The organism is Xylophilus sp. GOD-11R (genome assembly GCF_033546935.1).
Classification (GTDB): domain Bacteria; phylum Pseudomonadota; class Gammaproteobacteria; order Burkholderiales; family Burkholderiaceae_C; genus Xylophilus.
Map to the genome: position 1 here is coordinate 3,971,494 of NZ_CP137854.1, position 13,382 is coordinate 3,984,875.

The 13,382-nt window shown below is 69.3% G+C and carries 14 protein-coding genes; 9 read left to right on the top strand and 5 right to left on the bottom strand.

Features of this window, described 5'->3' with window-relative positions:
* Positions 1 to 4 precede the first annotated feature (4 nt).
* Positions 5 to 1,378 (bottom strand): ATP-binding protein, encoded by a 1,374-nt coding sequence (locus R9X41_RS18410; RefSeq protein ID WP_318631888.1) that lies wholly within the window; start codon positions 1,376 to 1,378, stop codon positions 5 to 7.
* Positions 1,375 to 2,121, bottom strand: coding sequence for a response regulator (locus tag R9X41_RS18415; RefSeq protein WP_318631889.1), 747 nt, complete (start codon positions 2,119 to 2,121; stop codon positions 1,375 to 1,377). Before R9X41_RS18415 ends, R9X41_RS18410 begins: the two co-directional genes overlap by 4 nt.
* A 77-nt stretch (positions 2,122 to 2,198) precedes the next feature.
* Between R9X41_RS18415 and R9X41_RS18420 the strand changes: the two genes are divergently transcribed.
* The 5 genes from R9X41_RS18420 to R9X41_RS18440 all read left to right on the top strand — a co-directional run bounded on the left by R9X41_RS18420 (position 2,199) and on the right by R9X41_RS18440 (position 6,672).
* Complete coding sequence (locus R9X41_RS18420) at positions 2,199 to 2,849, top strand: PepSY-associated TM helix domain-containing protein (protein ID WP_318631890.1); 651 nt, start codon at positions 2,199 to 2,201, stop codon at positions 2,847 to 2,849.
* A gap of 72 nt (positions 2,850 to 2,921) precedes the next feature.
* A complete protein-coding gene (locus R9X41_RS18425) occupies positions 2,922 to 3,443 on the top strand; it encodes a DUF2271 domain-containing protein (RefSeq protein WP_318631891.1) in 522 nt (173 codons plus the stop codon).
* 15 nt (positions 3,444 to 3,458) lie between these two features.
* A complete protein-coding gene (locus R9X41_RS18430; RefSeq protein ID WP_318631892.1) occupies positions 3,459 to 4,271 on the top strand; it encodes a DUF4198 domain-containing protein in 813 nt (270 codons plus the stop codon).
* Positions 4,272 to 4,321: 50 nt separating this feature from the next.
* Positions 4,322 to 5,290: an FAD:protein FMN transferase gene (locus R9X41_RS18435; protein WP_318631893.1), complete on the top strand. Its 969-nt coding sequence runs from the start codon at positions 4,322 to 4,324 to the stop codon at positions 5,288 to 5,290.
* On the top strand, positions 5,287 to 6,672 hold the full coding sequence (locus R9X41_RS18440) for a sulfite reductase subunit alpha (RefSeq protein ID WP_318631894.1): 1,386 nt from the start codon (positions 5,287 to 5,289) through the stop codon (positions 6,670 to 6,672). Before R9X41_RS18435 ends, R9X41_RS18440 begins: the two co-directional genes overlap by 4 nt.
* Before the next feature lie 151 nt (positions 6,673 to 6,823).
* On the opposite strand, the gene R9X41_RS18445 is transcribed toward R9X41_RS18440, so the two are convergent.
* Positions 6,824 to 7,222 (bottom strand): group II truncated hemoglobin, encoded by a 399-nt coding sequence (locus R9X41_RS18445; RefSeq protein ID WP_318631895.1) that lies wholly within the window; start codon positions 7,220 to 7,222, stop codon positions 6,824 to 6,826.
* 120 nt (positions 7,223 to 7,342) lie between these two features.
* Here R9X41_RS18445 and R9X41_RS18450 point away from each other — a divergent pair, with 120 nt between their 5' ends.
* Positions 7,343 to 7,675 carry a thioredoxin family protein gene (locus R9X41_RS18450; RefSeq protein ID WP_318631896.1) on the top strand — a complete coding sequence of 111 codons (333 nt, stop codon included), beginning with the start codon at positions 7,343 to 7,345 and terminating at the stop codon, positions 7,673 to 7,675.
* Positions 7,676 to 7,695: 20 nt separating this feature from the next.
* On the opposite strand, the gene R9X41_RS18455 is transcribed toward R9X41_RS18450, so the two are convergent.
* Entirely contained in the window at positions 7,696 to 8,616 is a 921-nt protein-coding gene (locus R9X41_RS18455) for a glycosyltransferase family 2 protein (protein ID WP_318631897.1), read from the bottom strand.
* A gap of 214 nt (positions 8,617 to 8,830) precedes the next feature.
* On the opposite strand from R9X41_RS18455, the gene R9X41_RS18460 reads away from it, so the two are divergent.
* From R9X41_RS18460 to R9X41_RS18470, 3 genes are read left to right on the top strand one after another with little or no spacing between them, the layout of a single operon-like run.
* Positions 8,831 to 9,604, top strand: coding sequence for a WecB/TagA/CpsF family glycosyltransferase (locus R9X41_RS18460; protein ID WP_318631898.1), 774 nt, complete (start codon positions 8,831 to 8,833; stop codon positions 9,602 to 9,604).
* A 15-nt stretch (positions 9,605 to 9,619) separates the two neighbouring features.
* A complete protein-coding gene (locus tag R9X41_RS18465) occupies positions 9,620 to 11,026 on the top strand; it encodes an undecaprenyl-phosphate glucose phosphotransferase (RefSeq protein WP_318631899.1) in 1,407 nt (468 codons plus the stop codon).
* Positions 11,016 to 12,182: a GNAT family N-acetyltransferase gene (locus R9X41_RS18470; protein WP_318631900.1), complete on the top strand. Its 1,167-nt coding sequence runs from the start codon at positions 11,016 to 11,018 to the stop codon at positions 12,180 to 12,182. The genes R9X41_RS18465 and R9X41_RS18470 overlap by 11 nt, the downstream gene beginning before the upstream one ends.
* Positions 12,183 to 12,186: 4 nt before the next feature.
* Here R9X41_RS18470 and R9X41_RS18475 read toward each other — a convergent pair whose 3' ends face one another.
* Positions 12,187 to 12,933 carry a polysaccharide deacetylase family protein gene (locus R9X41_RS18475; RefSeq protein ID WP_318631901.1) on the bottom strand — a complete coding sequence of 249 codons (747 nt, stop codon included), beginning with the start codon at positions 12,931 to 12,933 and terminating at the stop codon, positions 12,187 to 12,189.
* Positions 12,934 to 13,382 lie beyond the last annotated feature (449 nt).

A 13,382-nucleotide genomic window follows, 5' to 3' on the forward strand; every position in this document is an offset into this window, starting at 1 on the left:
GATGTCAGGGCAGCACGATGGTGGCGCGCAGGCCGCCGCCCTGCAGGTTGGCCAGCGTCAGCTCGCCGCCATGCGCCCGCACGCAGGAGCGCGCGATCGACAGGCCCAGGCCCACGCCGTCGCCGTCCTGCCGGGTGCGGGCGCGGTCGAGCTGGAAGAAAGGCTCGAACACCTTCTCCCGCCATTCGGGCGCCAGGCCCGGCCCGCCGTCGTCGACCTCGATGCGCAGCCGCCCGCCCGCGGCGCCGTCGCCCTCCACCAGCCGCACCCGCGCGAAGCGGCCATGCCGCACCGCGTTGTCGACCAGGTTGCCGACCGCGCGCTTCAGGCTCACCGGCCGGGCACGGTAGGCGGTGGGCGGCGCCGGCTCCAGCCGGGTGTCCTGGCCGAGCGTGCGGTGCTCGGCCACCACCTCGTGCAGCAGCGCCTGCAGGTCGAGCGTGCGCGTGCCTTCGTGCGGAGCGTCGTCCTGGGTGAAGCGCAGGGTCTGCTCCACCATCACCCGCATCTGGTCGAGGGTGCGGATCATGGCGGTGCGTTGCTGCTCGTCGTCGATGAACTCGGCACGCAGCCGCAGCGAGGTGATCGGCGTGCGGAAGTCGTGGCTGATGGCGGCCAGCAGCTGGGTGCGGTCGTCGATGTAGCGGGTGAGCTTGTCCTGCATCAGGTTGAAGGCGGCCGACACCTCGCGGGCCTCGCTCGGGCCGACGATGGGCAGCGGCTCGATGCGTTCGCCCCGGCTCACCCGCTCGGCCGCCTGGGCGATGGCCTTGATCGGCCGCAACGTGCGCCAGACGAAGATGAGCACGATGCACAGCACCGGCAAGGTGCTGGTGGGCAGCGAGAAACGCAGCAGGCGCCACCATTGGTAGCCGGCCAGCGGCTGCTGCTCGCTGTGCAGCCAGCGGCCGTCGTGCAGCCGCACGGCGGTGGACAGCCGCAGGATCGACCAGCCCAGCCGCGTGTCGAAGCTGCCCAGCAGCCGGCCGCGCGGGTCTTCGAGCATCACCCAGATGCGCTCGGGCGCCACGCCGGGCAGCCGCGCGCCGAGCAGCGTCAGCACCTGGCGCTCCTCGGCGCTCAGCGGCCCGTGGGCGGGCGGGGTGTCGTGCTCGGTCCAGAAACGCGCACCTTCGGAGCTGATGGCCGACAGCATGGCCGGCTCGTCGTCGGCGTCCGACAGTTGCATCGCGCGATAGGCGATGGCCAGCCGCTCCAGAACCTGGTCGCGCGACACCGGGTTGAGCCGCTCGGCCGTGGCGTTGAGCGTGATCACCGCGACGATGTTGACGATGAGCAGGCCGGCCAGCAGCAGCATCACCAATTGCCCGGCGGTGCTGCGCAACCAGCGCAGCGCGGGCGCTGCCAGGCGCTTCACCCGGCCAGCGGCCGCACATCGGCGGCGAACACATAGCCGGCGCTGCGCGCGGTGCGGATCAGCGCCGGCCGGCGCGGGTCTTTTTCCAGCTTGCGGCGCAGCCGGCTGATCTGGGTATCGATGGCGCGGTCGAACGGATCGGCATCGCCGCTCTGGGTGAGGTCGAGCAGGCGCTCGCGGCTCAAGGGCACCTGCGGATGACGCAGCAAGGCATCCAGCAAGCGCTGTTCGGTGCCGCTCAGCGCCACCGGCTCGCCATCGGGCGTGTGCAACTCGCCGCGCACGGCATCGAAAGTCCAGCCCTCGAAGGCGAAGCGGCGGTGCCCGCGCTCGGCCACCCGCGCACGGTTCTGCCGGCGCAGCACCGAGCGGATGCGCGCCACCAGCTCGGGCGGATCGAAGGGCTTGACCACATAGTCGTCGGCACCGGTTTCCAGGCCATTCACCCGGTCCTGGCGGGCGGCCATGGCGGTCAGCAGGATCACCGGCGTGTCGAGCGTGCGCACCACGAAATCACACAGCGAGAGGCCGCTTTCGTCGGGCAGCATCACGTCGAGCACGATCAGGTCGAAGGGCCGGCGACGCAGGTGGCGGCGCATCTCCAGTGCGTTGTCGGCGGTGGTAGCGCGCATGCCCTGGCGCTCCAGGTATGCGGCCAGCGGCGCCCGGATGTCTTCCTGGTCGTCCACCACCAGCACCTCGACCGGCGCAGCCGCAGCGGCATCGGAAAGCCCTGTAAACACCCGGTAAAACCCCCATGATTAAGAATTGTTCTCATTATGATCGCTGACTTCCTTGTTTCCATCGGTTTCCCGCGTCGATGACCGTTTCCACCGCCCCCGCCGTCGACCGCAGCCGTGCCCGCTGGCTCAAGCTGCTGCACGAGTGGCACTGGATCAGCTCGGCGATCTGCCTGGCCGGCATGCTGGTGTTCGCGGTGACCGGCTTCACGCTCAACCACGCCGCGCAGATCGAGGCGAAGCCCCGGGTCGATTCACGCACCGCCACCGCGCCCGCGCCGGTGCTGGACGCCCTGCGCCTGGCGCGCGAGCAAGGCGGGCCGAAGATGAAGAACGGCCCGCTGCCGGCAACGGCGGCCGCCTGGGTGGCCGCGCAGTTCGGCGCCACCGCCGGCGACCGGCAGGCGGAGTGGTCGGCCGACGAGGTCTATCTCTCGCTGCCGCGCCCCGGCGGTGACGCCTGGCTGCGCATCGGCATGGAAGACGGCGAATCCGAATACGAGCGCACCGACCGCGGCTGGATTTCCTACCTCAACGACCTGCACAAGGGCCGCAACACCGGCGCGGCCTGGAGCTGGTTCATCGACATCTTCGCGGCCGGCGCGCTGGTTTTCTGCATCACTGGCCTGCTGATCCTCAAGCTGCACGCGGCCAACCGCGCGCTGACCTGGCCGGTGGCCGGGCTGGGGCTGGTCATCCCGGTGCTGCTGGCGTTGCTGTTCATCCACTGAACGCAGGCCGGCCGCGTCCGGGCGTCTTTTTCGTTTTCTTCAAGCAACCGTTCCCCAGTGGAGGAGTCTTCCGTGCAATTGCGATATTCCACCGCGCTCGCGTCCCTGATCGGCGCCCCGGCCTTTGCCGCCGGGCTGTCCGTCAACGTCGAGGTGCCGCGCATCAACACCGCCGAATACCACCGGCCCTACGTCGCCGTGTGGGTGGAGAAGGCCGACCAGTCGGTCGCCTCGCACCTGGCGGTCTGGTATGACATCCGCACCCGCGACAACGCCGCCGGCGAAGGCACCAAATGGCTCAAGGACCTGCGCCAGTGGTGGCGCCGCGGCGGGCGTGAACTGCAGATGCCGGTCGACGGCGTGAGCGGCGCGACCAAGCCGGTCGGCACCCAGACCCTGGCCTTCACCGAGGGCCGCGGGCCCTTCGCCAAGCTGCCGGCGGGCGACTACAAGCTGATGGTCGAGGCCGCACGCGAAGGCGGCGGCCGCGAGGTGGTCAGCGTGCCCTTCACCTGGCCCTCGGCCAAGGCGCAGCAGCTGCAGGCGCGCGGCAGCGAAGAACTCGGCCTCGTCGCCGTCGAACTCAAACCCTGAGCGAGGACACATCCCATGACCATCTCCTTTCGCCTCGTGCCGCGCCTCGCCGCCGGCCTGACCACCCTGGCCCTGGCCGCCGGCGCCCATGCCCACAACCAGTGGCTGCTGCCCTCGAGCACGGTGCTGTCCAAAGCCGCCTACGTCACCTTCGACGGCGCGGTGTCCACGGCGCTGTTCGACATGGACCACGTGCCGCTCAACACCGACGGGCTGGCCATCGTGGCGCCGGACGGCAGCGCCGCCCAGGCCGAGAACCTGCAGCGCCTGAAGCTGCGCACCGTGTTCGACCTCAACCTGAGCCAGCCCGGCACCTACCGCGTGGCGGTGGTGAACAAGGGCCTGTTCGCCAGCTACAAGGACGCCGCCGGCCAGACCAAACGCTGGCGCGGCAGCGCCGAGGCACTGGCCACCGCCATCCCGGCCAATGCCAAGGACCTGACGGTGACCGAGTCGCAGAGCCGCATCGAGACCTTCGTCACCCTGGGCAAGCCGACCGCGCTCAAGCCCACCAACCAGGGCCTGGAGCTGGTGCCGGTGACCGCGCCCAGCGACCTGGCCAAGGGCGAGCGGGCCACCTTCGCGCTGATGCTCGACGGCCAGCCGGCCGCAGGCGTCGAGGTCGCGGCGATCCGCGGCGGCGCGCGATACCGCGACAAGGTCGGTGAGATCAAGTCCACCACCGACGCGGCCGGCCGCTTCAGCATCGTCTGGCCGGAATCGGGCATGTACTACATCGAAGCCTCGGCCAAGGATGCCAAGACCACCGTGCCGCAGGCAAAGGAGCGCCGCACGCTCTACGCCGCCACGCTCGAGGTGCAGCCATAAGCCAGACGGCGGCCATCGGTTTCGCCCGCCCGGGGCCGTCGGCCTACGGCGTGGTGCGCTGGCGGCTGCCCGAGGCACCGGCGCGACTGCTGGGCGGCGCCACCATGGGCACGCGCTGGTCGCTCAAGTTCCGGGCGGTGACGGGGCTCGGCGACGACGTGGTGCGGTCGGCCGTCGAGACGGTGCTGCACCAGGTCGTCGCGCAGATGAGCACCTGGGAGGCGGCTTCCGACATCTCGGTCTTCAACCGGGCCGAAGCCGGTTCGCGCCATACGCTGGCGAGCGAATTCGCGACGGTGGTCGATGCGGCACTGGCCTGCGCGCGGCAGAGCGGCGGGGCCTTCGATCCCACCGTGGCGCCGCTGGTCGACGCCTGGGGTTTCGGCCCGCGCGATGGCCCGCGCGACTATGCCGATGCCCGGCCGCCGAGCCCGGCCCGCGTCACCCGGGCCGGCAATGCGGTCGGCTGGCGCCGGCTCGCCTTCGACGCCGCGAGCCGCACGCTCACGCAGCCGGGCGGACTGTGCCTGGACCTGAGCGGCATCGCCAAGGGTTTCGCGGTTGATTGGGCCTGCGAGGCCGTCGCTGCCTGCGGCGTGCAGGATTTCCTGATGGAGATCGGCGGCGAGCTGCGCGCCCGTGGACATCGCCCCGGCGGCGGGCCGTGGGCCGTCGGCATCGAGCAGCCCGGCGGCGGTGCCTTGTTGCCGCTGCCGCTGCGCGACTGCGCCGTGGCCACCTCCGGCGACCGCTGGCATGCGTATCGCCACGACGGCGTGCGCTACAGCCACACGCTCGATCCCCGTACCGGCGCGCCGGTGGCGCATGCGCTGGCCAGCGTGACGGTGGTGCATCCGCACTGCATGCAGGCCGACGCTTGGGCCACCGCGCTCTTGGTGTTGGGGCCGCGCGAAGGCCCGGCAATGGCCGATCGATACGGCCTTGCCGCCTGGTTCGTGCAACGCGGCGCGCAGGGCGACAGCGGCCATGCCAGCGCCGCCTTCGAGCGTCTGCTGTGAACGGCTGGACGGACATCGGCGCCGACCGCTGGATGGCTGCGGCCGCGGTGCTGATCGCCTATGCGCTGCTGTGCATGCGCATCGGCTGGCGGGTGTCGCGCACACGGCGCGCGGCAGAGCGCGAGGCCGCGCTGCTCGCCATGGCGGCCGAAGGCGGCGCGGCCTGGCTGGTGCTGCACGCCAGCCAGACCGGCAACGCCGAACACATCGCGCGCCAGACCGCGCAGGCCCTGCATGCGGCCGGCCAGGCGGTGCGGGTGATGCCGCTGGACGCCTGGTCTTGCGCGATCGCCGACGTGCCCTCGCGCGCCTTGCTGGTCGTCAGCACCTATGGCGAAGGCGATCCGCCCGACGAGGGCGCCGGTTTCCTGCCCGCGCTGGAATCGGCAAGACCCGATCTCGCCGGCCTGCACTACGGCCTGCTGGCACTGGGCGACGCCAGCTACCGCCATTTCTGCGGATTCGGCCGTTCGGTCGACGCGGCACTGGCCGCGCGCGGTGCGCAGCGCCTGTTCCCGGCGATCGAGGTCGACCGTGGCGACGACGCCGCCATCGACGCCTGGCGCCACGCCCTGGCCGCGCATGCCAGCACCGGCGACATCGCGGCCTGGCAGGCGCCGGCCTGGCAGGCGTGGACGCTGGTGTCGCGGAGCCGGCTCAACCCCGGCAGCGAAGCCGGGCCGGTGTGGCTGGTGCGCCTGCTGCCACCGCCCGGCCAGTCGGTCATGTGGGAGTCCGGCGACCTGGCGCAGGTGCTGCCGCCGGGCGAAGGGGAGCCGCCGCGCGACTACTCCATTGCCTCCATCGCTGCCGACGGCTGGCTGGAATTGGTGGTGCGCTGCGTCACCCGCTCCGACGGCACCGCGGGCGTGGCCTCGGATTGGCTCTGTGGCCGCGTGGCGGTGGGCGAGACGGTGCAGTTGCGGCTGCGCGAGCACCGTGCTTTTCGGCTGGGGGACAACGCATCGCGGCCGCTGGTGCTGATCGGCAACGGCACCGGCATCGCCGGGCTGCGCGGCCATCTGCGGGCGCGGGCGGCGGGGGCAGCGCCGGGCCGGAACTGGTTGGTCTTCGGCGAGCGCCGCGCGCGGCACGACTTTCTTCTGCACGACGAGATCGAGGCCTGGCGGACCGACGGCACGCTGGAGCGTCTGGATCTCGCCTTCTCGCGCGACCAGGCCGAGCGGGTTTATGTGCAGGACCGGCTGCGGGCCGCTGAAGCACCGCTGCGCGAATGGGTCGCGGCCGGTTGCGCGCTGTATGTCTGCGGGAGTTTGCAGGGCATGGCTGGTGGTGTGGACGATGCGCTGCGGGGGATGTTTGGCGATGCGCAGGTCGATGCGCTCGCGATGGGTGGCCGTTACCGGCGGGACGTTTACTGAGGCTCGGCTCGCCCCGCATGGCCTTGAGGCGTGCTACGTCCTGGCCGGGCTGGGCGGCGTGCGGCCGGGTGGCGTTGTGGCTGGGCCGCGATGGGCTTTGATGATGGGGCTTTTCTCAGCTGAGGATTGCGGCGGGGAACACCACCCCAGCTCACCGGTTCCTCATCCAATCCCCCGTCTGAAAGAAACTTTTGACCAGCCGTTCCCGCAGAGCCTCAGGCACATCCGTCTCAACCATAGCCTGCCCCATGCAAGCCAACCATTCATCCCGCTCGCGGATGCCGATGGAAAACGGCATATGCCGAGCCCGCAACATCGGATGTCCGAACCGATCGGTGTAGTGCTGCGGCCCACCCAGCCACCCGCAGAGAAACCAGAAAAGCCGCTGCCGCGCATTGGCCAGATCCGGCCCGTGAGCCGCACGAAGAGCGGCATAAGCCGGCTCCAGATCCATCAGGTCGTAGAAGCGCTCGACCAGCACGCGTACCCGTTCCTCACCCCCAATCCAGGCGAAAGGGGTGTCGAAAGGAGGTTTGTCTTCGATCTGCATGACAAGTCGTGAACGATAAAAATGCCGGAAAGACGGGAATGTCCGGAAACGCACAGTATCCACAGCCACGCCGCCGCGGCTTGTAATCGAGGCATCCAGTTCCCACCGAAGGATCGCGTCATGCCCGATACCGGCACCTACCAGAACCCCGGCCCGACCCGCGCCGAAACCGACAGCCTGTCCGGCACCACCGTGCTGGAGTTCGGCACCGATTGGTGCGGCTATTGCCGCGCCGCCCAGCCGCTGATCGCCCAGGCGCTTCAGGCACGCGGCGGCGCGCTGCGCCACCTCAAGATCGAGGACGGTAGCGGACGGCCCCTGGGTCGTTCGTTCCGGGTGAAGCTGTGGCCAACGCTGATCGTGCTGCACGACGGCCAGGAAATCGCACGGTCGGTGCGGCCGGACAGCGTCGCGGCGATAACGGAGGTCTTGGCGGCCGCTCCTGCCGGCTGAGCCACGGCGACAGACGCCTGTCAGGAGCCGTCGCGCGGGCTGAGACGACCGGTCAGCGCGTCCTTGAGACGGCCGTTCTGCCACCGGCGCAGGTATTTCTGAAACTCGGGGTTCTTGTAGCGTGGCCGGCGGCGGATGGCCGCCCAGAAATAACCCACGATCATCAGCAGGCCGCCGATGACATGCGGCTTCTCCCGCATGCGGTTCAAACCCGCCACGATGGCGTAGATCGGGTGATAGCCCAGGTACCAGTTGCCGCGCCCCCAGCGCAGCCGGCCCACGAAGACGTCCCGGTCGGACGAGCCCATCACGCGGTGGTGCCACAGCCATGCCTGCCGGTCGTAGAAACTCAGCGTGGTCCAGCCCAGCATGCCGGCCGTATGGACGTCGATGCCATCCCAGGCCAGGTGCTGGACGAAGCCGCCGATTTCCTCGAAGGCCTCGCGCTTGTAGAGCTTGAACTGGCCCGCCACCTGTTCACGGCCGTGCATTTCCTCGATGAAGCGGCCGTTCTCCGCACGGAACACCTTGCCGGAGGCGGCCGCGAGTCGCTCGTTGGACTCCAGCTTCTGAAGCATGCGTTCGAGGTACAGCGGTCCGAAGGACATGTCGCCGTCGAGCTTGGCGATGTATTCCCAGTCGGTGTGCTCGATCCGCTCACGGCCGTACTCGAAAGCCGCGATCACCCCGCCGCCGAGGTAGCGAAAGCCCCGGTTGTTGCGGCGGATCAGCCGGATGAACGGATAGAGCTTTGCGTACTCCTCGACGATCTGGGGCGTCTCGTCGGACGACCCGTCGTCCACGAGGATCCATTCGATGGGTCGCCAGGTCTGCGACACCATCGCGTCCATCGTGAGCCGCAGGTATACGGCTTCGTCACGAACCGGCGAGATGATGACCAGGTTGACGATCCGTGGAGCCGTGGCCGGGGTGGACACCACGGGTTCTAGTTCCGATGCCGAGATACGCGTCATGATCCGCCGGTACAAGACTGAAGTAAGTGACTATTGCCACATACTACCAGTGACCCTAACAAGAAGTTACGCTACTCTCAGACCAAAACACCTTGCCATGAGCGTACCGCCGATTCCTCCTGCCTCACTTTCCTCGCCCGCTTCCCCTTTCGATGGTGATTCGGCCATCCCGATCTGCCGAATGTTCGAGCTGGACATCCTTGCGCTCAATCAGGAGGAGGCGGCCGTCAGATTGGCGCGAATCGCGTCGTCCGGCCGTCGCCAGCCGGCGGTTGTCGTCACGCCGAACGTCGATCACCTGGTCCGGCTGGAGCACGCTTCGCCCGAGTTCAAGGCCATGTACGCCAGTGCCGACGCCATCTTCGCGGACGGCATGCCGGTGGTCTGGGCCAGCCGTTTGACCAGCAATGTCCGGTTGCCGGGGAGGGTCACCGGCGCGGATCTTTTTGTCGCACTTTCGCAACATGCCGCGGAGGCAGGTCTACCGGTTTTCGTGATCGGCGGGCTGCCGGGAGAGGAATCGCAAATCGCTTCCTCGCTCGCCGAACGTTTTCCCGGCCTGAAAGCGGACGTTTTTTCGCCTTCCATGCAATTCGAACCGCTGGGCGCCGAAGGCCGCGAGGCGCTGCGACGGATCGAGGAGTCACGGCCCGCCATCGTGTTCGTTTGCCTGGGCATGCCCAAGCAGGAACGCTGGGCCATCGCCCATCGACCGACCATCTCCGCCTCGCTGGTGCTGTGCGTGGGCGCCGCCATGGAATTCGCGCTTGGCCAGAAGCATCGTGCCCCGCAGTGGATGCAGCGCAATGGCCTCGAATGGTTCTGGCGCCTCGTCCATGAACCGCGCCGGCTTTGGCGGCGCTACCTCGTGCAGAGCCTGGGTTTCCTGCGCCTGCTGCGCCAGGAGCGCGCCGCGGCTGCGGCCGCCCATCGTCGTACCTCCCACCCGAAATAAGGTTCTCTTCCCAACATGGCCGGAGTGCAAAAAAACGCGCATCACGCGAGCTTCTTCAACGGCGCAGTGGCACTGATCTGCTCCTGCGCGCTGAGCGTGACGCTGCTGCTTTGGGTCGGCGCCTACAGCCGGGCCGAGTTCCGGTATTTCGACGTGGTCAGCGTGCTCGGCTTCGCGGTCGGACTGGTGGCGTTCCGCAACATCGGCCAGGAGCTGCTCGACGTCCGCGTGCGCTGGAACCCGATGGTGCGCTCGCTGATGCGACGCTGGCTGCTGACCTTCGCGGTGGTGCTGTTCGCGCTCTACCTGGCCAAGATCGGCGAGGTGATGTCGCGCCTGGTCATGGTCGGCTGGCTGCTGAGCACGCCTTTCGTGCTGCTGCCCATGCTGCTGCTGTGCCGGCGCATGGCGATCAGCCTCTACAGCGCACCCGGCCTGCGCCGCAAGGCGGTGTTCGTCTTCTTCGATGAGGAGGCCGCGCAGCTGGCCGCCACGCTGCGGCATTCGCCCATCCTGGGCATCACGCCGCTGGGTTATTTCGACGACCGCGACGTGCCGCGCGGCCTGAACACCGCCGGGCTGGAGCGGCTCGGCTCGGTGGCCAAGGCCAACGAATGGATCATGAGCCACCGGGTCGACATGGTCTTTCTCGGCCTGCGCGGCGCCCATGGCGCCCGCGCGCAGGTACTGCTCGACTCCCTGCTCGACTCGGTCGTGTCGATCTACTTCGTGCCCGACTACCGCCCCGCCGGCCTGCGCCACGTGCAATACGCCGAGATGGGCGACATGCCGGTGCTGGTGGCTTACGAAACACCGTTCCTGGGCCTGTCGCGGGTGTGCAAGCGCGCCATGGACATCGTGATGTCGCTCTTCCTGCTGGCCCTGGCCAGCCCGGCCATGGTGCTCTGCGCCATCGCCGTGCGGCTGAGCTCGCCGGGCCCGATCCTGTTCCGGCAAAAGCGCTACGGCGCGGGCGGCGTGGAGATTTCGGTCTACAAGTTCCGCTCGATGCGCAACGACCCCCTGCCCACCGACGGCGTGGTGCAGCAGGCCAAGCGCAACGACCCGCGGGTGACGCCGGTCGGCGCCATCCTGCGCAAGACATCGCTCGACGAACTGCCGCAGTTCTTCAACGTGCTCGGCGGCTCGATGAGCATCGTCGGCCCGCGTCCTCACGCGGTGCAACACAACGAGCTGTATCGCCGCCAGGTGCGCGGCTACATGCTGCGCCACAAGGTCAAGCCGGGCATCACCGGCTGGGCGCAGGTCAACGGCGCACGCGGTGAAACCTCCACGCTCGACAAGATGGAGCGGCGCGTGGAGCTCGACCTCCACTACATCCGCAACTGGTCGCTCATGCTCGACCTGCGCATCATCTTCATGACCGCGCTGCTGGTGATCCGGGACCGGCATGCCTTCTGAAGCGGCGGACGACGGCAGCCGCACCTGGCTGCCGCCGTCGCTGCACATGGCGGTGCACGGCAGCCTGGAATCGGTGGAGCCGCGCTGGCGCGAAGCCTGGCCGCACATGGCGGCCACCGCGTTCCAGAGCTTCGACTGGGTCAAGACCTGGTACGACACCCTGGGGCGGCGCCAGGGCTGGAAAGTGTGCATAGCGGAGCTGCGCGCCGACAGCCCCGAAGGCCCCACCGTCATGCTGCTGCCCATGGGTTTCCGGCGCGAGGGCCTGCTGCGGGTCATGGGATTCCTGGGCGGCGAAATGCTCGACTACCAGGCGCCGCTGATCCACCCCGCCTTCGCCCGCGCGCTCACCGCCGACCACGCCGCGCGCCTGTGGAGCGGCTTCCTGTCCACCCTGCCCTCGGTCGATGTGGTGCGCCTGCGCCGTCTGCCGGCCTTCATCGGCGACCTGGCCAACCCCTTCGGACCGCTGCCCGGATCGCGCCACACCGAAAGCGCCCATGCCGCGCGCCTGCCGGCGAACTTCGACGTCTACGCCGCAGCGCGCGACAAGGGCCTGCTCGCCAACACCCGGCGCAAGGCGCGCCGCCTGGCCGAAGCCGGCACCGTGCGCCTGCTCACCCGCACCGACGATCCGGCCGAACGCACGCTGGTCATGAAGGCCCTGGCCGAGCAGAAGTCACGCCGCTGGCGCGACAGCGGCGCGGTCGACGCCTTCGCCCTGCCCGGCTTTCACGAGTTCTTCGACCGCATCACCACCACGCCGCTGCAGGGCATCGAATCGGTCGTGTCGGCCCTGATGCTCGACGGCAAGCCCATCGCCACCCACTGGGGCATGCGCATGGGCGGCATCTTCTACTGGCTGATGCCGACCTTCGACGAGGAGTGGGCCAAGCTCTCGCCCGGCCGGGTGCTGATGGAAGCGCTGATGCGCCACGGCGTCGACGACGGCATCACCGTCTTCGACTTCACTGCCGGCGACGAGCCCTACAAGTTCCAGTGGGCCGACGAACACACCCGGCTCTACGCGCTGCAGGAGCCACGCACCACGCTCGGCCGCATCGCCGTCAACATTTCCCGCGTGCGCGCCTTCGCGCGCGAGGTGCCGGCGCTGCGTCGCCTGGTGCGCAGGCTCAAGGGTAAGAAAGACGAGTAATCGATCAGCCGGCGCGGGCCGTCCAGTGGTCCAGCGCCGCGCCCACGGTCATCACCCGGCAGCCGGCCTCCAGCGCCTGCGCCACCGCCTGCGACAGCGCCCCGGGCGTGCAACCGAAAGGCCCGGCGTCGTCCTGCACCTCGTGCGTATTCACCACCAGCCAGCCGCGCTGCGATGCCGCCACCGCGAGCCGATCAGCGTACGAAACACCGTCGGGCTCCGCGCGATAGAGGCGATGCGTGCGCAGCGCGTTCAGGTCGGCCACACCCACGTGCGTGCCGCCTCCGGTCGCGCGCGAAGACCGGAAGCGCAGTGCGCAGTCGTGCTTGGCGCCCACGTTCACCCCACCGAACGGATACGCGAAATCCAGCGTCTCCCGCGCCACCCCCAACCCGGCCAGAAAAGCCGCGCTGCGCTCGAACTCCTCGCGCCGCCGGGCCGCGTCGATGCGGTTCACATGCACATGCGAAAAGCTGTGGCACCCCAGCTGATGCCCATCGGCCAGCAGCCGCCGCAGTGCGGCTTCGGAATGGCAGGCCAACCCTTCCTCCACCCCGTCGGTCAGCCCGCCTGCGACATAGAAGGTGCCCCGCACCCCATGCCGCTCCAGCGCCGCCGCGCCGGCCACGCACGCCGACATCGGCGCATCGTCAAAGCTGAAGCTGACCACGCCCACCTCACCGCGCAGCGGCAGCAGCCGCCGATCGGTGTAGCGCGACAAAAACCGGCTAGCCCGCTGCGCAAGATTCATCACAACTCCCATTCAAAGCGCCCCCGGTCCTGGAGGCCAAGCGAAGCGAGCCGACTGCCCTGGGGGCGTGGCAGCGAGGCTTTGCCGAGTAAGCCCGCCGCCCCCGGTGAGGGGGTAGGCGAAGACACGAAGTGCGTAGCCTGGGGGAGACCCAAGACCCAAGACCCAAGACCCCACCCGGAGGCCAAGCGAAGCGAGCCGACTGCCCTGGGGGCATGGCAGCGAGGCTCCGCCGAGCCAGCCCGCCGCCCCCGGCGAGGGGGTAGGCGAAGACACGAAGTGCGTAGCCTGGGGGAGACCCAAGACCCAAGACCCAAGACCCCACCCGGAGGCCAAGCGAAGCGAGCCGACTGCCCTGGGGGCATGGCAGCGAGGCTCCGCCGAGCCAGCCCGCCGCCCCCGGCGAGGGGGTAGGCGAAGACACGAAGTGCGTAGCCTGGGGGCGAGCC